At 59.9% G+C, this 22,428-nt stretch carries 23 protein-coding genes, 1 pseudogene and 1 riboswitch; of the genes and pseudogenes, 8 read left to right on the top strand and 16 right to left on the bottom strand.

The genetic code is table 11. From position 1 onward, the window contains the following. Positions 1-258 precede the first annotated feature (258 nt). Positions 259-1,224 (top strand): agmatinase, encoded by a 966-nt coding sequence (gene speB / locus ACR0IM_RS23430; RefSeq protein WP_480643417.1) that lies wholly within the window; start codon positions 259-261, stop codon positions 1,222-1,224. A 3-nt stretch (positions 1,225-1,227) separates the two neighbouring features. Here speB and ACR0IM_RS23435 read toward each other — a convergent pair whose 3' ends face one another. From ACR0IM_RS23435 to ACR0IM_RS23455, 5 genes are all read right to left on the bottom strand, one after another. Continuing rightward, on the bottom strand, positions 1,228-1,920 hold the full coding sequence (locus tag ACR0IM_RS23435; protein ID WP_480643418.1) for a thiamine ABC transporter ATP-binding protein: 693 nt from the start codon (positions 1,918-1,920) through the stop codon (positions 1,228-1,230). Beyond that, positions 1,907-3,454, bottom strand: coding sequence for a thiamine/thiamine pyrophosphate ABC transporter permease ThiP (locus ACR0IM_RS23440; RefSeq protein ID WP_480683371.1), 1,548 nt, complete (start codon positions 3,452-3,454; stop codon positions 1,907-1,909). Before ACR0IM_RS23440 ends, ACR0IM_RS23435 begins: the two co-directional genes overlap by 14 nt. Next, entirely contained in the window at positions 3,430-4,410 is a 981-nt protein-coding gene (gene thiB / locus ACR0IM_RS23445; RefSeq protein ID WP_480683372.1) for a thiamine ABC transporter substrate binding subunit, read from the bottom strand. The genes ACR0IM_RS23440 and thiB overlap by 25 nt, the downstream gene beginning before the upstream one ends. Before the next feature lie 32 nt (positions 4,411-4,442). Next, positions 4,443-4,547: riboswitch (TPP riboswitch) on the bottom strand. A 65-nt stretch (positions 4,548-4,612) separates the two neighbouring features. Beyond that, positions 4,613-7,015, bottom strand: a complete 2,403-nt coding sequence (locus ACR0IM_RS23450) for a YbcC family protein (protein ID WP_480683373.1) — start codon at positions 7,013-7,015, stop codon at positions 4,613-4,615. 14 nt (positions 7,016-7,029) lie between these two features. Beyond that, positions 7,030-8,580: a proton-conducting transporter transmembrane domain-containing protein gene (locus ACR0IM_RS23455; RefSeq protein WP_480683374.1), complete on the bottom strand. Its 1,551-nt coding sequence runs from the start codon at positions 8,578-8,580 to the stop codon at positions 7,030-7,032. A gap of 105 nt (positions 8,581-8,685) precedes the next feature. Between ACR0IM_RS23455 and ACR0IM_RS23460 the strand changes: the two genes are divergently transcribed. Next, positions 8,686-9,576: a LysR family transcriptional regulator gene (locus tag ACR0IM_RS23460; RefSeq protein WP_480596163.1), complete on the top strand. Its 891-nt coding sequence runs from the start codon at positions 8,686-8,688 to the stop codon at positions 9,574-9,576. 27 nt (positions 9,577-9,603) lie between these two features. Here the strand turns inward: ACR0IM_RS23460 and ACR0IM_RS23465 are convergent, their stop codons facing one another. The 9 genes and pseudogenes from ACR0IM_RS23465 to pqqA all read right to left on the bottom strand — a co-directional run bounded on the left by ACR0IM_RS23465 (position 9,604) and on the right by pqqA (position 14,222). Continuing rightward, positions 9,604-9,882 carry an oligopeptide/dipeptide ABC transporter ATP-binding protein gene (locus ACR0IM_RS23465; RefSeq protein ID WP_480683375.1) on the bottom strand — a complete coding sequence of 93 codons (279 nt, stop codon included), beginning with the start codon at positions 9,880-9,882 and terminating at the stop codon, positions 9,604-9,606. Next, positions 9,764-10,051 (bottom strand): hypothetical protein, encoded by a 288-nt coding sequence (locus ACR0IM_RS23470; protein ID WP_480683395.1) that lies wholly within the window; start codon positions 10,049-10,051, stop codon positions 9,764-9,766. The genes ACR0IM_RS23465 and ACR0IM_RS23470 overlap by 119 nt, the downstream gene beginning before the upstream one ends. Then, positions 10,021-10,170, bottom strand: coding sequence for a hypothetical protein (locus tag ACR0IM_RS23475; RefSeq protein WP_480683376.1), 150 nt, complete (start codon positions 10,168-10,170; stop codon positions 10,021-10,023). The genes ACR0IM_RS23470 and ACR0IM_RS23475 overlap by 31 nt, the downstream gene beginning before the upstream one ends. Before the next feature lie 508 nt (positions 10,171-10,678). After that, positions 10,679-10,867: pseudogene (locus ACR0IM_RS23480) on the bottom strand (IS6 family transposase); the annotation flags it as partial. A gap of 229 nt (positions 10,868-11,096) precedes the next feature. Next, positions 11,097-12,182: a pyrroloquinoline quinone biosynthesis protein PqqE gene (gene pqqE / locus ACR0IM_RS23485; RefSeq protein WP_480683377.1), complete on the bottom strand. Its 1,086-nt coding sequence runs from the start codon at positions 12,180-12,182 to the stop codon at positions 11,097-11,099. Next, positions 12,179-12,466, bottom strand: coding sequence for a pyrroloquinoline quinone biosynthesis peptide chaperone PqqD (pqqD, locus tag ACR0IM_RS23490; RefSeq protein WP_480596171.1), 288 nt, complete (start codon positions 12,464-12,466; stop codon positions 12,179-12,181). The genes pqqE and pqqD overlap by 4 nt, the downstream gene beginning before the upstream one ends. Further along, complete coding sequence (pqqC, locus tag ACR0IM_RS23495; protein WP_480683378.1) at positions 12,463-13,206, bottom strand: pyrroloquinoline-quinone synthase PqqC; 744 nt, start codon at positions 13,204-13,206, stop codon at positions 12,463-12,465. The genes pqqD and pqqC overlap by 4 nt, the downstream gene beginning before the upstream one ends. Then, positions 13,203-14,090, bottom strand: coding sequence for a pyrroloquinoline quinone biosynthesis protein PqqB (pqqB, locus tag ACR0IM_RS23500; protein WP_480683379.1), 888 nt, complete (start codon positions 14,088-14,090; stop codon positions 13,203-13,205). The genes pqqC and pqqB overlap by 4 nt, the downstream gene beginning before the upstream one ends. A 24-nt stretch (positions 14,091-14,114) precedes the next feature. Then, positions 14,115-14,222 carry a pyrroloquinoline quinone precursor peptide PqqA gene (gene pqqA / locus ACR0IM_RS23505; protein ID WP_170429904.1) on the bottom strand — a complete coding sequence of 36 codons (108 nt, stop codon included), beginning with the start codon at positions 14,220-14,222 and terminating at the stop codon, positions 14,115-14,117. Between the two features lie 140 nt (positions 14,223-14,362). Between pqqA and ACR0IM_RS23510 the strand changes: the two genes are divergently transcribed. Then, positions 14,363-16,441, top strand: a complete 2,079-nt coding sequence (locus ACR0IM_RS23510; RefSeq protein WP_480683380.1) for a 4Fe-4S binding protein — start codon at positions 14,363-14,365, stop codon at positions 16,439-16,441. Next, on the top strand, positions 16,438-17,325 hold the full coding sequence (locus ACR0IM_RS23515) for an FAD:protein FMN transferase (RefSeq protein WP_480683381.1): 888 nt from the start codon (positions 16,438-16,440) through the stop codon (positions 17,323-17,325). The genes ACR0IM_RS23510 and ACR0IM_RS23515 overlap by 4 nt, the downstream gene beginning before the upstream one ends. 7 nt (positions 17,326-17,332) lie before the next feature. Here ACR0IM_RS23515 and ACR0IM_RS23520 read toward each other — a convergent pair whose 3' ends face one another. Together ACR0IM_RS23520 and pedF are read right to left on the bottom strand one after the other, a co-directional pair. Further along, a complete protein-coding gene (locus ACR0IM_RS23520) occupies positions 17,333-18,235 on the bottom strand; it encodes a substrate-binding periplasmic protein (RefSeq protein WP_480683382.1) in 903 nt (300 codons plus the stop codon). Positions 18,236-18,254: 19 nt separating this feature from the next. After that, on the bottom strand, positions 18,255-18,932 hold the full coding sequence (gene pedF, locus ACR0IM_RS23525) for a cytochrome c-550 PedF (protein WP_480643436.1): 678 nt from the start codon (positions 18,930-18,932) through the stop codon (positions 18,255-18,257). 173 nt (positions 18,933-19,105) lie between these two features. On the opposite strand from pedF, the gene ACR0IM_RS23530 reads away from it, so the two are divergent. The 4 genes from ACR0IM_RS23530 to ACR0IM_RS23545 all read left to right on the top strand — a co-directional run bounded on the left by ACR0IM_RS23530 (position 19,106) and on the right by ACR0IM_RS23545 (position 22,395). Next, positions 19,106-20,269 carry an ABC transporter substrate-binding protein gene (locus ACR0IM_RS23530; RefSeq protein ID WP_480683383.1) on the top strand — a complete coding sequence of 388 codons (1,164 nt, stop codon included), beginning with the start codon at positions 19,106-19,108 and terminating at the stop codon, positions 20,267-20,269. 55 nt (positions 20,270-20,324) lie between these two features. Beyond that, the gene (locus ACR0IM_RS23535; protein ID WP_480596187.1) at positions 20,325-21,281 is read left to right on the top strand and encodes a YVTN family beta-propeller repeat protein; all 957 of its coding nucleotides are present in this window, start codon (positions 20,325-20,327) and stop codon (positions 21,279-21,281) included. A gap of 103 nt (positions 21,282-21,384) precedes the next feature. Next, positions 21,385-21,837 (top strand): cupredoxin domain-containing protein, encoded by a 453-nt coding sequence (locus tag ACR0IM_RS23540; RefSeq protein WP_480643439.1) that lies wholly within the window; start codon positions 21,385-21,387, stop codon positions 21,835-21,837. Positions 21,838-22,053: 216 nt separating this feature from the next. Then, positions 22,054-22,395, top strand: coding sequence for an ATP-binding cassette domain-containing protein (locus tag ACR0IM_RS23545; protein ID WP_480683384.1), 342 nt, complete (start codon positions 22,054-22,056; stop codon positions 22,393-22,395). The last annotated feature ends 33 nt before the right edge of the window (positions 22,396-22,428 follow it).

The following is a 22,428-nucleotide window of genomic DNA, read 5'->3' on the forward strand; positions in this document are numbered from 1 at the left end:
CGCAGAAAACCCCGTCACCCGATGGGGAAGAACAATCAGCCAAATCACACCATCCCTCGTAACAACTCCTATCAACGCCGCAGTGAATTAAAGGCGTAGACCACCGCTTTTCAGCGGCGTGTGCCTGCATTAGCTTGCGGTGTGCAACTCTTGTCTTATCATCCTGCGGACCGTCACCGGGCTGCTGGTGGCGTCACTTCAATTCACGCAGTTCCTGTCGGGCTGGCGTATCGGTAACGCATAAAGTACGGAGAAATCATGTCGGGTCATGGCTATGAATCGGGTCGTCTGAACCTGCCCTTTGTCGGTATCGCGACCTTTGGCAAGAAGCCTTATGTTGAAGACTGGGACAAGATCGATGCCGATGTCGCTATCCTTGGCGCGCCGTTTGATTTCGGATGTCAGTACCGTTCGGGCGCTCGGTTCGGACCACGTGCCATACGCGAGGCCTCGACCCTGTTTAGTTTTGGCCACGCCGGGGCCTATGACCATGAGGATGACGCCACCTATCTGGGCAGCGATGTGCGTATCGTTGATTTGGGCGACGCTGATATCGTTCATACCAAGACAGACGAAAGCCACGCTAACATCGAATACGGGGTGAAAAAGATACTGGACGCCGGTGCCCTGCCGGTGACGATCGGAGGCGATCACTCGGTCAACATTCCCTGCATCCGTGCTTTTGCCGAGGATTGCGAAAAGAACGGCCCGATTCACTTAGTCCAGATTGACGCGCATCTGGATTTCGTGGACGAGCGCCACGGCGTCAGCCAAGGTCACGGCAACCCGATGCGACGGGCGATCGAAAAGGACTATGTCTCGGGGATGACGCAGCTGGGCATCCGCAACGTGTCTTCGACTGCCAGGGAAGGCTATGTGGATGCCCGCGCGCGCGGCTCGGATATCCTTTCGGTCCGGCAGGTGCGCAAACTGGGAACGGATGGTGTTCTGGACCGTATCCCCGAGGGCGCACGCTATTATGTCACCATAGATATCGACGCGTTCTGCCCCTCTATCGCGCCGGGAACCGGCACGCCCAGTCATGGCGGGTTTCTGTATTATGACGTGCTGGAAATCCTGCAGGGGCTGAGCAAGCGCGGCAACGTGGTCGGCATCGACTTGGTCGAGGTTGCCCCGGCCTATGATCAGACGGAAAGCACGCAAATCCTGGCGGCGCAGGTTCTGCTGAACTTCCTTGGTTTCATCTTCCACAACCGAAGATAGTGGCTAACCCAGATAGGCACGCAGACTGGGTGGCGGGTTGTCGAACAGCTGCTCTGTCGCCGCAGGCGGGTGCGCCCGTTCGTCGGCCACAAGCACGGTCTGGTCGGCGATGCGGCGGGCGTCCTGCGGGTCATGGCTGACCATCAGCAGGGTTGTTCCGGTCTCGGTCAGCAACCCCGCAACAAGGTCCAGCATTTCGGCTTTCAGTGCGGGTCCCAGCGCCGCAAAAGGCTCGTCCAGCAACAGCATTTCACGGTGTTGCACGAGGACCCGGGCCAACGCCACCCGGCTTTGTTGCCCGCCCGACAACTCGGCCGGTTTGCGTCCCTCAAAGCCGGGCAGTGCCACGCGGGCCAACGCGATCTGGACCTGCGATTGCTCCTCGGCCGACAGCCGCCCGTTGGGGCGCAGGCCCAGAGCAACGTTCTGTTCAACCGTCAGATGTGGAAACAGGTTGCCATCCTGAAACAGCATCGCCAGCGGGCGCTTGCCAGGAGCGAGACCGGAGATGCGCTGCCCCTGCCACAGGATTTTCCCCTGTTTGAGGCCGCGAAACCCGGCAATGGCCTCCAACAGCGTCGACTTTCCCGCGCCGGAGGGGCCGACGATAGCAACGCTGGACCCGGCCTCGACAGAAAAGTCAGCCTGCAAGGTGAAACCGCCATTCTCAATGACGCAACCGTCAAGTTTCAGCATGTAATCGCCCTCCGCGATCCAAAAGCCAGAACGCCACCATCGAAAGCAACAAAAGCAACAGCGCCGCCCCGGCCGCCGCCTGCATTTGATAGGCCCCCATCAGCCGGTAAATCTGCAGCGGCAAGGTTGCGATCTGCGGATCGGCGAACAGGGCGATCACACCGAGATCACCCATCGACAGCGCGGCCGCAAGACCTGCAGCAAAGCGGATTTGCGGGCGCATTCGGGGCAGCAGAATCCGGGTGAAAAAGGTCTTTTTGCCCATGTCCAATGACAGTGCCAGCCGCCCATGCCGCGTGACCACATCCCGCGCCGCAGGCACCAGAATACGCAGGGCGAATGGCAGCGCCATGACCGCATTCACCAGCGCCGTCACCGGCAGCGCCAGTGCGGTTGGGTTGGCCACCGGACGGATCAGGATGAACAGGCCAGTTCCTATCACCAAGGGCGACGCCGCCAGCCCCAGAATACCGCTGAGTTCGACGATCCCATACCGCCCGGTCGCAACGGCCATGGCCATGGGCAAGGCCAGCATCAACAGGACGGCCGTACTGGCCGCCGCCACCAGAACCGAGATCAGCGCGGCGCGGAACACCAGCGGAGGCATCTCGAACAGCCCCGAGATCCCCGAAATGACCACTGCCGCCAAGGGCAGCAGCAGAAACGCCGCCGCCGCCAGTATCCAAAACGTGTCAAGCACCGGCGCGCCGCCGTCCCATCGGCGGATGGCCCGGTCCAGACCTGCCCCAAACCCATCTCCGCGCGAGAACTTCAAGGCGGCCAGTGCAGCCGCTGCCGTCAGGGCCAGTTGCAAGGCGGACAACAACGCCGCCCGGCCAAGGTCAAAATCATAGGTAAAGGACTGATAGATCGCGAGTTCAATCGTCGTCGCGCGTGGCCCTCCGCCCAAGGTCAGGGCGACGGCAAAACTGGTCAGACAAATAGCGAAGATCACGGCCAGTACACCCGGCAGGATGCGCCTGAGCATTGGCAGTTCGATCAGACGAAACATCGCCATCCCGTCACAGCCCAGTTGCGCGGCCAAACGAAAGCGTTCGGCCGGGATTTCCTGCCAGGCCTGCAGGATCAGCCGCGTGGCCAGCGGTAAATTGAAAAATACATGTGCCAGCACAACGCCGTGCAACCCGTAGATCCGCATCGGCGGCAAACCAAAGAACCCCAATACCTCCGAAATCCAGCCCGCGCGGCCAAAGACCTGCAACAGCCCGAGGATTGCCACAATGACCGGCAGAATGAACGGCGCCCCGAGCAAAGCAATCAGAAAGCGTCGTCCCGGAAATCGCCGCCGGGCCAGTGCCCGCGCAACAGGAACCGCTAGCGCTGCACTGAACAGGGCCGACAAAACCGCCTGCACAAGCGTGAACCGCAAGGCGGCCCAATCCGCCGGGCCGAATCCACCTGCCGCTTCGGCCCGCAGGGCTACGGCGGCGAGTGTCCCCAAAATCAGCGCGGCAACCATAGCCGCCGCGCCAACACCCGGCCAGGGGCTTACTGGCTGAGCGCGCTCAGCCATTCCGCAAGCGCCTGATCCCGCACAACGGCGGCCTCATCCGGAGAAAACAGCAGGGATTTTTCCGGCTGAATCAGCGTCTCGAACCCTTCGGGCAGACCAACTGCCGGGGTCACCGCCGGATACATCCAGTTGGTGGTCGGGATGATCTGCTGGAACGCATCTGAGACCATGAAGTTCAGAAACTGATCCGCCAGTTCCGGCTGATCGGACCCGGCCAGCTTGGCCGCAACCTCGACCTGCATATAGTGCCCTTCGTCGAAAGCGGCCGCCGCTTTGCTGGCGTCTTCCTCGGCGATCAGGTGATAGGCGGGCGAGGTGGTGTAGCTGAGGACCATGTCGGCCTCACCTTCCAGAAACAGGCCATAGGCCTCGGACCAGCCTTTGGTCACGGTAACGATGTTGTCGGCAAGACCGGCCCAGACATCTGGCGCCTCATCGCCATAAGCCGCCTGCACCCACAACAGCAGTCCCAGACCGGGGGTCGAGGATCGCGGGTCCTGAATGATGATCTTGGTGTCACCCTCGGCCAGTTCACGGAAGTTCGCGGGCGCTGCCGCATCCGCGTTATGGACAAAAGCGAAATAGCCCCAGTCGTAGGGCGCGAACACGTCATCCGTCCATTCGATCGGCAGCGTGTATTCGGCACTGACTGCGCTTGGGGCAAACAGGCCAGTTTCCTTGGCCGCGGTGATCAGATTGGTGTCCAGCCCCAGCACTACGTCGGCATCCGAGTTCTCACCCTCCAGCCGGATACGCGACAACAGCGCCGCGCCGTCCTCGACGCCGACAAGGTTCAGCTCGCAGTCACAGACCGCCTCAAACGCCTCTTTCACCTGCGGGCCGGGGCCCCAGTCCGAGACAAAACTGTCATAGGTATACACGGTCAGCTGAGGTTTATCGGCTGCCATAGCCGTGGTCGCGCTCAGGATTCCCGCAGCAATCATCAGATGTTTCATGTCATCCTCCATTGCGGCGAGAGGGCAAGGATGGATGAAACCGTCACCTTTCCCTCCGCCGGTTCTAGCCGGTTCAGGTTCAACGGGTTCGCCAATGGCATCTCAGCGCGGCAGGCCACGCACCCCGAGGTGAGGCTCTGACTAGGCGGGAACCGACCAAAAGACAACCCGTTTCGCATGCAGTCCGTTGGTCGGCTTCACCTTATTCCGCCGCGATGACCTGATCGGACGGGACGCTGATCGGGGTCCAGTTCAGGTCTCCGGTATAACGCCAGGCCAGCTTGCCCTGGTCGTCCATGGCGATCAGATGCAGCCAGCCGTTGTCGAAAAGCGCCCGCACCTGCGGGTGCCGATCAAGAATGCCCGACATAGCCTCGGGCGGTGCTTCGACGACAACCGACAGGCGAAGCGGTTCATGTTGATAGCTTTCGCCGTCATGGATCGACTGCCACGGTAAGCCCGGACGGGGCGCGCCGTTGTTGCCTTCAAGCACACCGATACCACCGACCACATTGTGCAGCAGCTTGTTGCCGCCGCCGAACAGGGCGGGCGCCACGGTCGAGCCGTAATATTGCAGGCTGATCCAGCTGACGACCACCACCGGGGCGGTCATGATCAGTTCCAGCACGCCAAAGCCGTCATCCTTGCGCCAATCGTAATTGTGCAGGAAGGCTTGCCCTTCCAGGTTCGCCCCGTCCGTGCGATGACGCGGGGCTATGATGAAGGCACGGCATCCGGCCAGGCCCCATTCGGGGCGGGTTTCAGCCCAGTCCTGCGCGCGACGCTGAATATCCGTGGCGTTGTCGGCGCGCGGCAGACGTTCCGCGCGTTCAGCCCGGGCAAGCTGTCCGGCCACATCCAGCCAGGTTTTCACCTGCGCCAGATCACCGGCCCGGTCGCCGGGCGGCAAATCCTGCTCATACAGACTGACCCGATCGGTCGTGGTCGAGTGCATTGCGGCCACGAACAGGGTGTCGGCGGGGATATCGATCCCCTGCCCCGCCAGCCCCGAGCGCACCTGCGCATCGTTCAGCAACCCGGCCAACAGCCGCGCGTTCACGTCGCCTGCATGACCTCCGCACGCGCCGCAATGCAGTGCGCTTTCATGCGGGTTGTTGGTCACCTCGGCCCCGTGCCCGACCATTAGAACGATCCTGGCGAAACTGTCGGTCAGAGACATCGCCGTCAGCACCGCCTTGGCCATGCCAACGCGAGTGTCCAGATCGATGTTCGGGTCCAATTGCGGTGCCGGGTCAACCTTGGACTTTCCGGCAACCCCCAATGCGTCGCGCATCAGCTTTCCGGCATACAAGGGCCCGGTCGCCTCGACAAAAGCAAACGAGGATACAGCGGCCAGCTTGAACCGGCCCCAGGCCCGCTTGGCCCGGGCCGAGTAACGGCGGGCCAGATCCGCACCCGCCGGTTCCTTGGCCTGAGAGCACACGGATGGCTGTAACAACACCGGGCCATGGACCTCGGTGACATCCGACCCCGCTGCCTTATGCGCACTGGCAAGGCCAAAGAACCCCGCAAACCCAAGCGTTTCGATCCCGGGATCCTGCGCCTCAAACGCGCGGCGGAACACCTCGGACCGGACGTCGATGCAGAACGCGGCCTGCACCTGCGCCCGACCATCGGCTTTGCGCGCGGTGCCCGAAAGCAGCCTTTCTCCCAATGCGCGTTGTTGTGCCCGTTCGGCGGCCTCCTGCAAAACAGCATCGATCACGAAATCGGCGGTTGGCGTCACCGGTGACGCATGCGCGGCCACAATCTCTGCCCATCGCTCGGCGATCTGATCTTCGTAAAGCACGAACAGCGCCTCATCGAAGACCATCCGCACGGCCAACAGCTCGGTCACGGTATTGTTCTGTTCACCTTTCAACTCGGCGTCCCACTGCAGGTAGCGCGCGTATTGCGCCCATCCGCCCAGGGTCGTCAGCCACCGATGATAGGCGGTAGCGGCTGCCTCGGTGCTGAGCCCCAGCCGTTCGGACGACCGGCCAATTGCCCGCCAATGCGACCGATTGGTACCCGCAACAAAGGCGCCAAACCCGGTCAGACCCTGAATTTCCGGCGTCAGGTCGCGAGAGGCAAACTCGCGCCAGGCGCTGAAAGCGCCTCCGGTCCGGGCCTGTTGCCACAAAGCCTGCCCTTGATCGAAATGGCTGGCCGCCCAGATGCCGATGCGGTCCTCAATCAGGGCAGGCCAGTCCGTACCGGAAACCTCGGCCGCCAGTTCAGCCACAGTGGGCAAAGCTTCGGTATGCGGCGCCTCCGTTTTCAGCGAAACCATGACATCCTCAAGGCTTGGGACGTTGAACGGTCCCTCAATTGAAGAAAGCGCATCCAGAATGTCCGCCTCGGTCATCTCACCCGTACGCAACTTTGCAGCCCAATGTGTCCGATCAGGTGTGATCCGTGTGCCCGCAACCCGCGCCAGTCGCGCCGAGGTCACGGCCAGCGGCTCGTCGCTTTGGCCGAGAAACGGGTTCACCGCGACATTCGAAGATAAAGGGAACAAGGGCGGGATCGCATAAGCGGCGGATTTGGCTTCGGCCACCAGTTCCAGAAGTGGTGCGGTATACGCTTCGAGCTTTGCAAACATCGGTTCAGTTCCTTTCAGGCTGCGGACCGTCTGGACCAACCGTCCAGCAACTTGTCGAAAATCGCGTTGGCATAAAGACCGTTTGACAGGTGAACCCGCAGGCCCGCCGCTGCCGGGTGCGCCGCCCACAGCGGGAAAGTCGCCTGCGCCACCGCAACGAACCCAAAACTCAGCAAGGCCAGCACGATCAGCGCCCATTCCAGCGGTCCCGGCGCGGGGGTGGCGGGCAAGGCTCCGGCGGTCACATGCTGCGCAATGATCTGCAGCACGAAGTAACTGACCGAGGTCACCAGCGCATAGACCGCCGTGCGCTGTGTCAGCTGACGCGGCGCGGCATCGGCAAAGCCCTGCGCCAGCAGGTAAGCCACGCCGAAGATCAGGATGACGCCAAGAGTAATGGCCTGAACCGACTTGCCGTCAAAGCCCAGCACCGTCCCGACCAAAGCATAGATCACGATCGCTGTCCCGAAGGCCCGTAGCACGTTGCTGGCACTGGGCACCGCAATGGGACCGGGGCGGTGAATGGCGGTAACGTTTTTTACCGCCTCACCCGAGCTGAGGAACGCATGCGCTTTGTACAGCGAATGCGCCACGATATGCAGCAGCGCCAGCGGGAACAGCGCAAGCCCACACTGCATAACCATGAATGCCATCTGGGCAATCGTGGACCAGGCCAGCGAGGTTTTTACCGCAGGTTGGGTCAGCATCACCAACCCACCAAACAGCGCGGTGAACCCGCCCAACATCACCAGCAGGGCCATCACTCCGGGCGCCGCCAGCATGACATCGGCGAAGCGGATCAACAGGAATCCACCCGCATTTATCACACCCGCATGCAGCAGGGCCGAAACCGGCGTCGGGGCCTCCATCACCTCGGTCAGCCAGCCATGCACTGGGAACTGGGCCGAGGCCAGAACTGCCGCGACTGCGATCATCAGGGCCGCCGTCGTGGTCAGCCAGTTGGACTGAACCGTCGTCAGGATCGTGTGGATATCGGTGGTTCCGGTTGCCGCGATCAGCAGAACCACGGCTGAGGCCAGGGCGCATTCACTCAGCCGTGACACAATTGCCTTCTTGCGTGCGGCGCGTTGTGCAGTTGCGCGGTCCGGGTAGAACAGCAATAGCTTGTGCAGAACCAGACTGGTCGTGGTCCACGCAACCAACAACTGGATCAGGTTGCCCGACATAACCAACATCAGGACCGAGGCCAGCACCAAGGCCATCCATTGGGTGAATTTGCCCTGTCTGGCCTCGCCATCCATATAGGTAACAGAATAGCGCAGGACGATCCAGCCAATGAAGCTGACCAGCACCAGCATCACCGCGCTAACCGCATCCAGCCGGACTGACAGCCCAACGCCGAAGGCTCCGATCAAGGCCGACGTGCCGGGGCCGTAGATCACCAATAAAAAGGAAGCGGTGGAGGCGATCACGAAGGCGGCAAAGGCCGCGGCTTCGGCCAGTTTCGGCACTCGGCCCGGGCGCAGTCCCGGATGACGCCCTGCATAGATCGCAGCAGCGATCAGGATCAGCGGGCTGAGGAGCGGGAGATAGAGATACAACATGGTGACGTGTCCCTGGGTTATCCGTTTGGGACAATCAGTTAGGACAGATTCTGTGTCATTAAAAATTCATTGTTCTTCTTATTTCGTTCTATTAAATAGAACGTTATGCCACTGAACTATCATCACCTGAGGTATTTCTGGGCCGTGGCCCATGACGGGAACCTTACCCGTACGGCACAACGGCTGAACCTGTCGCAATCCGCCTTGTCGGTGCAAATCAAGCAATTAGAGGAACGGTTGGGCCACGATCTTTTCGAGCGTCGCGGTCGTCAATTGTACCTCACCGAGGCCGGACGCATCGCCCTGGACCATGCGGATGCGATTTTCTCGACAGGACAAGAACTTGTCGCCACTCTGACCGAGACGGTGCAGACCCGCAAAGCCTTGCGCGTGGGGGCCTTGGCGACCCTGTCGCGCAACTTTCAGATCGGATTTCTACGCCCCATCCTGTCGCGGCCGGATGTCGAGGTGATCCTGCGGTCCGGTAGCCCGGCCGAGTTGATGGAGGGGCTCGAGACGCTGAACCTCGATCTGGTTCTGATGAATCGCCTGCCACCGGATGACAGCCTAACCCCGTTTGAGACTCACCAGATCGCTGAACAGCCGGTCAGCATCATCGGCACGCCCGACCGGCTGGACCCCAAAACGCCGATCAAAGAGCTGTTGAAAACGCAACCTTTCATCTTGCCCACCACCGACAACAGCGTGCGCACAGCGTTTGATGCCATGGCCAGCCGCCTGTCAGAACGCCCGCAAGTCGCGGCCGAGGTCGATGACATGGCGATGGTGCGACTTTTGGCGCGCGAGGATATCGGGCTGGCCCTTGTCGCGCCCATCGTCGTTACGGACGAACTGAATTCAGGGCGGCTGGTCGAAGCGCAGGAACATCCGCGCATCAAGGAAGCCTTCTACGCCATCACGCTGCGCCGCCGTTTTCCCAATCCGTTGGTTCAGGACCTGCTGTCACACGATCCTGACCCCATGCTTTTGCCCTGACCGCCACGAGCGGAAGAAATCGTACTCTTACGTATAGTGACAGGCAACCAAATGCTCCGGTTCAACCGCGCGCAATTCGGGCGCTTCGGCGCTGCATCTATCCTTGGCAACCGGGCAGCGCGTGTGGAACCGGCACCCGGACGGAGCAGCCAGCGTGTTGAGAGTTTCGCCCCGAAGCCGGATCGGATCAAACCCCGCATCCGGGACGGCGGTGCAGATCGCGCACTGCAGAACTTGGATATAGGGGGTGTTTCGGCGCAAAGAACAACGTTTCGGTTGGGGCGCATTCGGCGAATTTCCCGACATAGAGCTCCGTGACCCGGTGCGACATTCTCACCACGACGAACAGATCGTAGGTGACGTACAGGGACGGGACACCCATCTCGGCCAGAATCGACACATCCAAGGCTGAAACGCCTTCGTCGCAGAGCAGATGTTCCAGAATTAACCTGCAGCGCGCCGCGATCTCGCGCACACGGGCATCGATCTGTTTGCCTTGATCGTGCTTGCGGCCACCAGCGGCTCGGTAATGATATCGCGCACGGTCATGCGCTGGTTCAGCGAGGAATACGTATCCTGAAACACCAGTCTCATCTTGGACGGACCTTGCGCAGCTCGGACTCGGACGCATACGGCAGATCGATGTCACCTTTTTTCTTGCGGGTCTAGATCGGGACGTGGGCGGGCAGGTCCTTGACCTCGATCAGCGTATCGCTTTTGGGGATCATGTCGCGCTCTGATCTTTGTCACCGTGCCGTCGGCAGAACACAGTGAGGCCCGGCATCGGGGTAGGTTCAACAAGTTCCTTCGCGTCTCAAATGCCGGAAGTGGCCCGTGCGCCTATGACTGGGAACGGGAAGTCGGTCAACCGGCTCATGGGGCCGGGAATATCACCCTGCACCGGTTTAAGCCGGTTATGCAAATGCTCGATGCTGTGGGTCGCGTCAACAACGCCGGGATGTACAGCCGCGGTGTCTGTTCGATGGGCCGCACCGATTGTGCCTGCTGCAGAAGAACTCTGCTCAATACCAAGGGTGGACTCAAGCCGAGCCAAACGAAGAACAGCGCTTTGGCAGAGAACTAGGCGACGGCTGGACGCTTCCCGCGCTCGCACTGCGATCATCGATGAAGACTTCACAACCCACCTGTTGAGAGTGGCGAGGTCCACTTGAACGCCACGTTCGGCCATAATCTCTTCCAAACCCCCATAAGACAAAATGTGCCGCAATTAGAAGTACACAGCATACAAAACTGCATCCTTGGGGAAATGGCAGCCGTTCAATGAGACCATGCTGAAACCTGTGAAAGAAACATGTGCTGAGAACAAAAGTCGGAACCTGCGTGATCGCCAATCTAGACGAAAAAGCTGGCGACACACACAGCAGGTCAAACAGCCCGGCAATTAACGATACATCCCAAAAACGACCGCTCGATAAACCATTGGTTTTCGCAACTTCTTAGGGTGAGCAACCAGCAATAAAGCGCACCGTGACAACAAAGCCCCTCAAAAAGGCTCACTTTTACGATACCACCCCCCGCCACAACATGGGCGTTTCTGTCGGCTTAGCCGCCTGCTCGAGAATCTTGGTGATCAGACCATGGTTCGGGGATTTTCCGCAAACCGGATCCGAGGCCGACGCGTCCCCGGAGATGGCCAGCGCCTGGCAGCGGCAACCACCGAAATCGATTTCCTTTCGGTCACAGCTCTGACACGGCTGGGGCAGCCAGTCAGTGCCGCGATAGGCATTGAACGCCGGGCTATCGAACCAGATTTCCGCAAGCTTTTTATCCTGTACAGATTCGAATGCTAGATGCGGAATACTCTCGGCCGCGTGGCACGGAAGAACTGTCCCGTTTGGCGTCACGTTCAGCCCGGCCGATCCCCAACCGCCCATGCAGGATTTGGGGAAATCCGCATAATAGTCAGGCGGCACGAAGTCGAAGGCCAACGTCCCGCGCAGCCGGTTTTCAGCCTCGGCCACGATACGTTTGGCCTCTATTGTCTGCTCACGCGTTGGCAACAGGTGATTGCGGTTCTTCGTGGCCCAGCCGTGAAACTGCACGCAGGCCACTTCAAGCCGGCGCGCGCCCATCTCGACCGCCAATTCGATGGTGCGTTCCAGATCGTCCAGATTATGCCGGTGCATCACCGCATTCAGCGTCAGAGGAATTCCCCGGTCTCTGATTTCGGCCGCCACCTTCATCTTGCGATCAAATCCGCCCCGATACCCGCCAACCCAATCCGCCAGCTCCGCATTGGTACCCTGCAGTGAAAGCTGGATGTGATCCATCCCCGCCGCTTCTAACGCATCCAGCCGTCGCGGGGTCAGACCAATCCCACTGGTGATCAGATTGGTATACAGCCCGGCATCATGTGCCCCCTGCATCAATTCCACGATATCCGTGCGCGATGCAGGCTCACCGCCCGACAAATGCAACTGCAGAACACCGAGCTCTGCCGCCTGCCGAAAAACATCGACCCATGTTTCAGTGTCCAGTTCGCTGTCACGACCCAGCAAATCGGAAGGGTTCGAACAGTAAGGGCAGGCCAGCGGACAGCGGTGCGTCAGTTCCGCCAGCATGGCGATGGGTGAAGGTACACTCATAAGTGGACCCCCAGAAACATCCGGGCGCGCAACCCGATCATGAACCGCTGCACATCCTTGGAAATCTGCTCTTCGGGGGCGTCGTAAGTCGTTGCGAGGTCAGCAATGATTGCGCCAAACTCGGCGTTGCCATCCACCCGGGACAAAATAGCTTCGCCAATCTTGTCCAGAGCTATGGCCTTTTCAGGCGCCAGCAGAACCTTGCCGCCCCGTAGCCGGTCCTCTACCATTCGGACACCACGCGGCAGATAAGGGCGATCCGTATCGGTTAGCGCCAGGCTCATGCCATGCCTTCTCCGGGCTGCCAGGCACCGGGCGGAATGCGGCCCGGTTCCACGTATGCTCCCCACAACGCATCCAGCTGCGCCCACAGCACATTGGTCTTGAAGATCAGCGCCTCACAGGCCGCATCCTCCTTTACCGGCGTGTCGGCGTGCTCCAGAACCCAAGCCAATCCGAATTTCACGTCCTTTGGGGCCTCGGTCAGACGTTTTTTGAAATACGACATGCTTTCGGCATCGGCGAAATCATAGTGCTGCAACATACCCTCAATGCGGCGTTCGTGGATCTTGGGCGCGAACAATTCAGTGAGCGACGAAGCCACCGCCTCGAGCAAAGGTTTATCTCGTACATAGCGGATATAAGCGTCCACAGCGAATTGCGTGGCTGGCAGAACCCCCCGTCCGCTTGCAACAAAATCAGGGTCCAGCCCTACCGACTCGGCCAGCTTCAACCAGCGGCGAATTCCTCCGCCACCGTCCACATTACCGTCGTGATCCTCGATCCGGCTGCGCCATTCCCGCCGCATCTGCGGATCGCTGCACCGGGACAGGAAAGCGGCATCCTTCATCGGTATCGCTGCCTGATAGGCCCAGCGGTTGATGACCCAGGCCCGCACCTGGTCCGGATTACATTGTCCTCCGTGCAGCATGTGGTGAAACGGGTGTTTGTCGTGATAGCGTTCGGCCCCGATCGCACGCAGCCGCTCTTCCAGTGTTCCGACGTTGCGGCTGTGTGCGTTCATGTCACTATCTCCATCCCATCAGCAGCGACGCGCCAGCCCTGAGCGTGAACAAATGCGCGTTCCGGGCCGTCCGGCTGCCAGACCGGGTTTGTGTTGTTGATGTGTATAAAAGTCTTGTCTGCCTTCAGCCCGGCCAGTCGGGCAATCGAACCTTCCGGTCCGCCGATCGAGATATGCCCCATTCGTTTTCCGGATTTCACGCCGGTTCCCGACCGGATCATCTCGTTGTCGTCCCACAGCGTGCCGTCAAAGAACAAATGGTTCGCATCCGACAAGGTTTCCAGAAGATCCACGGTCACTTCCGCGCATCCGGGAACGTAATAGGCCACGGTCTGCCCGTCGCTCAGGCGAACCCCCACAGTCTGTTCCCCGACCATATCGGTCTGAACCGTCTCGCCTTCCATGAACAGCGGCACCTTGCCCGGCACCGGGAACACCCGGGCCTGCAATCCCGGCAGAACCTCAAAGCCGTGGCCGATCTTAATCCGTTCCCGCGAAACCTTTTCCGCGTTCACCGCGTCAAACACACAGTTGTCCTCCAGAACTTTGTGGATCTCGGAAGTCGCATAGATTGTGAACGGCGTCTGCTCGCGCAGGGAAAGCAATCCGGCGATATGGTCAATATCGCCATTTGTCAGCAAAACTGATGCAATAGGTGAACCCCGCAAGCCGCGCGGATGCATCGAGGGGCAGGCCATCATCTGGGCGCGAATATCGGGGGATGCATTCAGCACCGCCCAATCGCGTCCACCCAGAGAAACGGCCAGCGATGACTGGCTCGCCGGGGCGATCTTGCCGCTACGAGCATCCTGACAATTGGAACAACCACAGTTCCACTGTGGCAGTCCGCCACCTGCCGCCGCGCCAAGAACCAGAAACCGCATGGCCGTTACCTGTTCAGACGCGGTTCAAAACAGATCGCGTTCGTATTCGCGACCTTCGTCCTCGGACGGCGCGTACATGTTGATTTCCATGCCGCAGTTCACTTCTTTTAGTTTGGGTGCTGTCCAGGCCATCTTACTTCCTCCGCTGGCTGGTTAGAGTGCCTTAAACCTACCAACGAGCCCCAATCTTGCGTATTGGCCTTTGGTCGTAGACCGGGTCTGCGACCAATGTCCAATAGGGTGCGCGCACCTCCGCTGCGTAGGGTCGTTACATGCGCGTTATTTTGTTCACACTGCTGTTCTGCCTTTCGGCGCGCCTTGTTCCGGCCGCGCCGCTGGACCGGGCGACGCTTTCCGAGCTTATCATGCCACCGTTCTCCCTCGGTGACCCCATCGGTGAAAACGGTGTCTATCAGTTGCTGAACTCGGGGGGGGCCAAGGCAGGATATGTTTTTGAAACCGAACCGCTTGCCCCCCTGCCCGGCTTTTCGGGATCGGCGATCAACGCGCTGGTTGTCCTCGATTTAGAGGGAATATTCCTGGACGTACGCCTGATCGAACACAATGAGCCGATCTTTGTGTCAGGCTTGGGCGAAGCTCCGTTTCACAGATTTTTCGAACAATATCCCGGGTTATCCATTTCCTCATCCATCGTCGTCGGAACCCCCTATGGCAGCGGTGGGACCGGTTCGTCGCTGGTCTATCTGGATGGCGTCACCAAAGCCACAGCCTCGGTTCGTATCGCCCATGAATCGGTTATGGCCGCTGCCCTCGCCGTCGCACGGGAGAAGATGGAAGGGATTTCGACCATTCCACCCGCACATCCCGATCCGGAGTATTCCGAAGCCCTGACATGGGAAGATCTCGTGTCGCAGGGCATCGCAACCCATACAGTCATTTCCAATGCTCAGGTCAACGACGCCTTTGACGACACCATTTGGGAGGATGACGATCCCGAGGCCCAAACTGACCCGGACGCGCCTTACCTCGATCTCTGGATCGTGGATCTCGGTCCACCCTCCATCGCCCGCACGGTCTTGTCCGATGGCGGGTTTCGCGAGTTGCAGGACTTTCTCGCAATCTCACCGAATGACGAACCGATTCTGGTGATTGAAACCGCTCGTCACGGATTGGTCAGCCCGGATTTCGTGCGCAACACCGCGCCGGACTGGCTGTCTGCGGAACAAGACGGATTGCCGGTTGCGCTGCGCGACAGCGATCTATTTGTCGAACTGTCGGACAACTTGCCTGGCGAGTTGCATGACGGGGCTATGATGATCCTGCGAACGGACCGGCGCCTCGGGTTTGATCCTTCCCGGAAATGGACCCTGAACGTCGCCGCCATCCGCCAGCACGGCATGTTCCAGCCTGAAACCGGCTCTATCAATCTGCCGGTCACCCACGCAACCGACGAGCGGTTTTTCTCGCGCGCAAAAGCAACAAAGGCGAGCCCCCCCTGGTTAGATGCTCTGCGCGCGCGGCAGGCCGACATGATCATTCTGACCCTGTTCCTGACCGGCCTGACCGCGCTGCTGTTATTTGCCCAGAATCCACTGGCACAAAGTCGCACCCTCATCCCGACTCGACTGGTGATTCTTGCTTTTGTGACAGTGTTTGTCGGCTGGTGGGGCCAGGGCCAGCTGTCAGTTGTCACGGTGCTGGCGGTTGTTCGTGCCACGTTTGAAGGCGGCAGTTTCGCCTTTTTGACCTATGATCCATTTTCGCTGCTGATCTGGGGGGCCACTTTTCTCGGGTTCGTTCTTTGGGGTCGCGGTTATTTCTGCGGCTGGCTCTGCCCTTTTGGCGCGTTGCAGGAATTCGCCCATAACCTCGGACGCACTCTGAGCCTGCCCCGGCTTGAGCTTTCGCCCGCGTGGGACTCACGATTCAAGCTTTTAAAGTACGCGGTGCTGGCGGGTCTTTTCATCACTCTGTTCACAGCGCCTGACCAATTGGACAAAGCCGCTGAGGTCGAACCTTTCAAGACTGCCATCACCACGTACTTCATCCGCGACTGGGGCTATGCCACCTATGCTGCGATCTGGCTGATCCTGGGGATGGTGCTGTTCAAGGGGTTTTGCCGATATGTATGCCCGCTGGGTGCGGTGATGGCCATTGGCGGCTTGATCCGGGGGCGCGACTGGATCAAACGGAGAAGGGAATGCGGGTCACCTTGCCAACTGTGCAGGGCGAAATGCGCCTATGGCGCGATCCGTCAATCCGGCGCAATCCGATATTCCGAGTGTTTCGGCTGCCTTGATTGCGTCGCCATCCACAACGATCAAAACCGATGCGTACCTTTGATAATCGCTTCGCGGCGCGCCACCAAACGGATGGAGGCAGCCGAATGAGCCCGTTATCCCGCCGCCGGTTCCTGACCATTTCCGCCGCCGCGCTGGCAACGCCCGCCATCGCAACCCCGCTGCGCTGGCAGGGCCACGCCATGGGAGCACGGGTTTCAGTGGTACTGCATGCTCCGGAAGATCAGGCAAAACCCGCCCTTGATCAGCTGAGGCAGTTACTGCCGCGCCTGGAGCGTCTGTTCAGCCTTTATGACAGCAACTCCGATCTGTCCCGCCTGAACCGAAGCGGCAACCTGGACGCACCCCATCCGGATTTCGTCGCACTTCTGGAACAGGTCGGTCAGGTTCACAGCGCAACAAGCGGGCTATTCGATCCGACCGTACAACCGCTTTGGCTGGCGCTTGCACGGGGCGAGGACCCCGCACCGACGCGCGCTTTGTTGGGTTGGGATCGCGTACAGGTCTTACCGCGGGTTGTTAGACTGGATTACGGTCAGGCGTTAACCCTGAACGGGATCGCGCAGGGCTTTGCCACCGACATTGCCCGGCAGGTCCTGCAGCAATCGGGCCTGACCAGAACGCTGATCAACATCGGAGAATTTGCAGCCCTCGGCGGCCCCTTCCGCATTGGCGTGGAAGACCCCGATTTCGGACTAGTCGCCACCCGCACGTTGGAAAACCGAGCGATTGCCACATCCAGCCCTTCGGCACTGACACTCAGCGCGGATCAGAGCCATATCCTGCACCCTAACGGGAAACCGCGCTGGTCCACGGTCAGCGTCGAGGCCGACAGCGCTGCCATTGCCGACGCGGCCTCGACCGCCTTCTGCCTGATGTCTGAACCTCGTATACGTGATGCGCTGCACGCCCTGCCCGGAACCCCGAAAGCGACGTTGGTCGATCACCACGGGGATCTGAAGACCCTGGGATAAAGCCGCTTCAGCGCAATATCGGTGGCGCGAACGTCAGACCGTATTCGGCGAATATCTGCGCCACGCGCCCATCTTCTACCCCGGCAAAAACGGCATCTCCAACTGCATAGGCCAGTGGCCGATACGCAAAATGAACCGCAACCCCGGCGGTCCATTTCCCCACGGCAAAGCCCGGCAGCGGTGGGCTATGCACTGCCAGATCTTCGGTGGCGCCGTGTTCCAGCTGCGCCCGAGGACCCATCGCCGCCATGGTTTCACCCACAGCCAGCCCCGCCATGGCATCCGCCATCGAAGGGAACCGGGTCACATTGTGCGACAGCAGCCCACCGGGAAAGGATGACAGGTAGAAATCGGCAATCGAGTCGTTCTCGACACCGACCGTGTCAAAGCGGAAATAGGCCGGAACCGGTGGGTCCTCCGGATAGGCTTCTTTACGATAGGCGATTGCGATTTCTTCGACATGGTACTGCCCGGTGAAAACCACCTGTTCAACCCGGCAGGCAAATTCGCTGTCATAAGGCACATGCAGCATGACATTGGCCACACTGCCGCCGACGATAGGGCCTTTCCAAATCCAGTTGCGCAGATCGGTCTGCAGATCCTCGCCTGGCGCCACAAGATTGAACCGGGCCTCGACGCCCAGCTCCTGCGCGATCAGGCGTCCGATCTCAACATCCACGCCCTTGATCTTCCCGTCCTCCTCGAACGACCAGGGCGGAAAATCCTCGTAGGCGGCAAAGGTAATGAACCCGCGTTCCTGAATCGTATCGAGATCCTGCCCAACCCGATCCCGCGACACGTTTTGGGGTTTGGCTTGGGGCACATGATCTTCGCATCGAGCTGATGCGATCTGTGCCGGGGCACAGACAACCGACAGGGAGAAAAAAGTTCCGGTAAGAAAACGTTTCATGTGCCCCAATCTGTATTTTCTAGTTGGCTGCTGACAGACCGATGGTCAGGACCTCGGCCGCACCGGCAAAATCCGGTTGATCGCCGGAAATCAGGCTCGCCGCACGAAAGGCAACGCTGTCGGCCACGGGTGCTCCGGAACCGGTCGCCACACCTTCGGCAACCGTATTCAACTCGCTGCGTAGGGCTTCGACATCACCTGTGCCACCATCCGCCATTGCGGTCAGTTCATCCCGGATCTGTATCAGCCGTGGCGTCACATCGTCCAATTCACCATCATCGGGCCGGGTCTCGATATAGGTGCGGATCGCCCATGCGGCCTTCTGCCCCAGCAATTCGCCAAAGGCGGGCATCTTGGTGATACCATTCTGGGTGTATCCGGTCTGGAATCGTTCGACAAACCATTCGTCGCCATATTCTTCGGCTTCGAGATAGCGCAGGTCAGGCGCCAGCCCACCGGACACACCTCCCAGTCCGTGGCACCGGGCACAGTTCTGATTGTAACCGCTGTCTCCGATCTCTATTGCGGCCTTCCAGACCTCTTCACCCTGATCGCGATAAGGGTTTTCGATCAGCCACTCTTCGCCCACATCCGGCAAAGCATCGGTATTCATCGGTTGCGGTGCCACATCGCCATGGGCATGCGCCATCGAACTTGCGGCAATCAGGCCAATCGTGGCCATGGACAGTCTGAACATCTAGTCCTCCCGTTCGTGTGTTTCCCACTCAGTTTTTAGCGGAGACGAACACACGCTCGATACGAGACTTAAGTTCTAGATCAGCCGATTCACCATACGACCATGGTCCAATGGCCCCCCCTGTCGATCAGGCCTTAGCCTTGGAGTAACCGAAAACCTTTTGGTGAGGAAACATGCGAAATTTCATGCTCACATTCACTGTCATGATGATTGCAGCTGGCACCGCGGTTGCCGAGATTCGTATACCAATGGTCTTTCTCAAGCAGGAAACCGACCGCCCTCCAACTCTGTCGAACCTTGACCCAATCCCCGACGACCTGGGCGAGAAGGGCGCCCATTTGGGGTTGAGTGACAACCAAACCACCGGGGCTTTTCTCGGCCATAAGTACCACCTGGAAACCGTGGTGATCCCCGTGGGTGGCGACCCGCTCGCGGCTGCGGGCCAAGCGCTGGAACAGACGCCTTTCCTGATCCTCGATGTCCCGGCAGACACCTTGCTGAAAATTGCCGACCTGCCCGCTGCGGGCGACGCCTTGCTGTTCAACACTTCCAGTGCCGACATGAGTTTGCGCAGTCAGAACTGTCGCGCCAACCTGTTGCACACTTTGCCGTCCTACCAGATGCGCAGCGACGCCATGATGCAATTTGCCCGCACCAAACGCTGGGACACGCTGGCCCTGATTTCCGGTGAACACCCGCAGGACCAAGCCTTTGCCGATGCTTTGCGCCAAAGTGCCGCTAAACTCGCCCTCAGCATCACGGCCGAAAAAACCTGGAGCTTTGATGCGGATATGCGCCGCAATGCAGCGCAGGAGGTTCCTTTGTTCACGCAAGACCTCGGCACATACGACTTGCTGCTGATCGCCGACGAGCTGAACGATTTTGGCCGCTATATTGCCTTCAACAACTGGCTGCCGCGCCCGGTTGCCGGCTCCGAAGGGCTCAGGCCCACAGCCTGGGCACCAGTGGTCGAACAATGGGGCGCGGCCCAATTGCAATCGCGGTTCCGCGACCTGGCCAACCGTCCGATGCGGCCCCGGGACTATGCCGCCTGGGCCGCCATTCGCACGATTGGCGAGGCCGCGACCCGCACCAATAGCTCGGAACCCGCCGATCTTCGCGAATTCATCCTGTCGGATACATTCGAACTGGCTGGCTTCAAGGGCCGCCCGCTCAGTTACCGCAAATGGAACGGTCAGCTGCGCCAACCGATCCCGCTGGTCACCAAAAGTGCCCTCGTCGCCCAGCCACCGCTCGAAGGGTACCTGCATCAGCATAACGAGCTTGACTCGCTGGGCCTCGATGCGCCGGACAGCGCCTGCAATGCCTTCCAATGACCTGCTTTCACCTATTGCGAAAATTCTCGCGAGAGGCATCCAACGGAGCCGCACAATGAAACACCTGCTCTTCACTGCCGCCCTCAGCATCACGACGCCGCTTCATGCCGCCGAGATCTGGGTTACCAACGAAAAGGACGACACGATCAGCGTGATTGATGTGGACACGCTTGAAGTCACCCGAACGATTCCAACCGGCGAGCGCCCGCGCGGCATCACCTTTTCCAAGGATTACAGCCGCGTCTATATTTGTGCCTCGGACAGCGACACGGTTCAGGTAATGGATCCGAATACAGGTCAAATCCTGCACGACCTGCCATCGGGTGAAGACCCGGAACAATTCGTTCTGCACCCCAATGACCGCCATCTCTACATCGCCAACGAGGATGACGCGGTAACCACGGTAGTCGACACCGAAAGCCGCAAGGTGATCGCCCAGATCAATGTAGGCATCGAACCTGAAGGCATGGCCGTGAGCCCCGACGGCAAGATCGCCATCACCACCTCGGAAACCACCAACATGGCGCATTGGATCGACACCGAAACCCGCGAGTTGTTCGCCAACACGCTGGTTGACAGCCGGCCGCGTCACGCCGAATTCACCGCAGGCGGTTCCGAGCTCTGGGTGAGTTCCGAGATTGGCGGCACCATCACTGTTTTTGACACAGTCAACCAATCCGAGAAGGCCAAGATCGAATTCGCTGTCAAGGGCGTGCATCCCGACCGTGTACAACCCGTCGGCTTCGAATTCACCGAAGACGAAAAGGCCGTTTTCGTCGCACTGGGCCCCTCAAACCACGTCGCTGTCGTCAATGCAGAAACGTATGAGGTCGAGGATTATATCCTTGTCGGCCGCCGGGTCTGGCACATGGATTTCTCCCCGGACAAATCGCTGCTGTTCACAACCAACGGTGTTTCGGGCGACGTGACCGTGATCGACGTGGCCAGCCGCGAGGCGTTGAAATCCGTCAAAGTGGGCCGCTTCCCCTGGGGCGCGGCGATGCGACCGTAACGCTCCCCATCCGCCATCCTCCGCCTGGGCTGCCAGTTAGGGCACGCGCGATGCAAGTCCGGTGCCTATTAGCCCCAAAAAACGAACCGACAGGAGATTAACCGTGCTAACCAAATCCCTAACCGTCGCCCTTCTGACCCTGGTTCTGCCCGCCGCTGCCATAGCAGATAACAACGATGACGAACCCCAGTTCGGCATGGCCGGCCTGCTCTCGGCCACCAACAAGGAAGATCTGCCGCCGATCATCCTCTCTGCCGGCATGCCCCTGACGGACGCCCCCTGGGAACTCAAATCCGGCACTTATTACGAATTCGAAATCCAGGGCGACGGCAGCCAGGAGCTGGCGCTTGTCGGCTCTGAATTCTTCCGCGCCATCTGGATCGACGAAATCGTGGTCGAAGGGCTCGAAATCCGCCCGCTGGGGCTCGACAGTATCGAGTTTGATGAGGCCGGCGAAATGGAAATAGGCTTCATCGCACTGAAACCAGGTCGCTACCATCTCAAGGTTCCCGGCTCTACCGGCGAGACCCAGAAACTAGAGATCGCCATACAGTGATCGGCCTCAGTGTCCAGAACCTGAGCTATGCCAAAAGTACGAAACAGGCGTCGGACGATAAGAATTTTCACGTCCCGTCCGGCGCTTTCTGTGCGTTGCTGGGTCCGAACTGGGCCGGGAATCCACCCTGTTCGGCCTTCTAATCCGGCTGTTTACGTCCCCCAAGACCGTATCGAAATTGCCTAACACGACATGGCAAGGGACCCCCGCATTGCCTTGAAAAACATCCGAGTTGTCTTTCAGCAGCCCACGTTTGATTTGAATCTCTCGGTTATACTCACCCTCACCTTTTTCGCCGCGCTACACGGATTGTCGGGCAAGCTGACCCAATCCCGCGCCGATGCCGTTCTGGACCGGCTCATCACGCGCAACCGGTCAAAGGAAACCGTGCGCAACCTCAGCGGTGGTCACCGGAGGCGACTGGAAATCGCCCGTTGCCTGATTCTGCTGCTCAATGGCATCGCGCTGATGTGGACCTGTGTTGCCTCAGTGGTGTTTCTTGGCTTGTCGGTCAGGGAGCTCGATCCCGCACGGGGGCTGACACGGCGCATGACCTGATCTGTCTTACGACCTTTGTGCAATACCCCGGGG

Source organism: Ruegeria sp. BF6, from assembly GCF_056538665.1.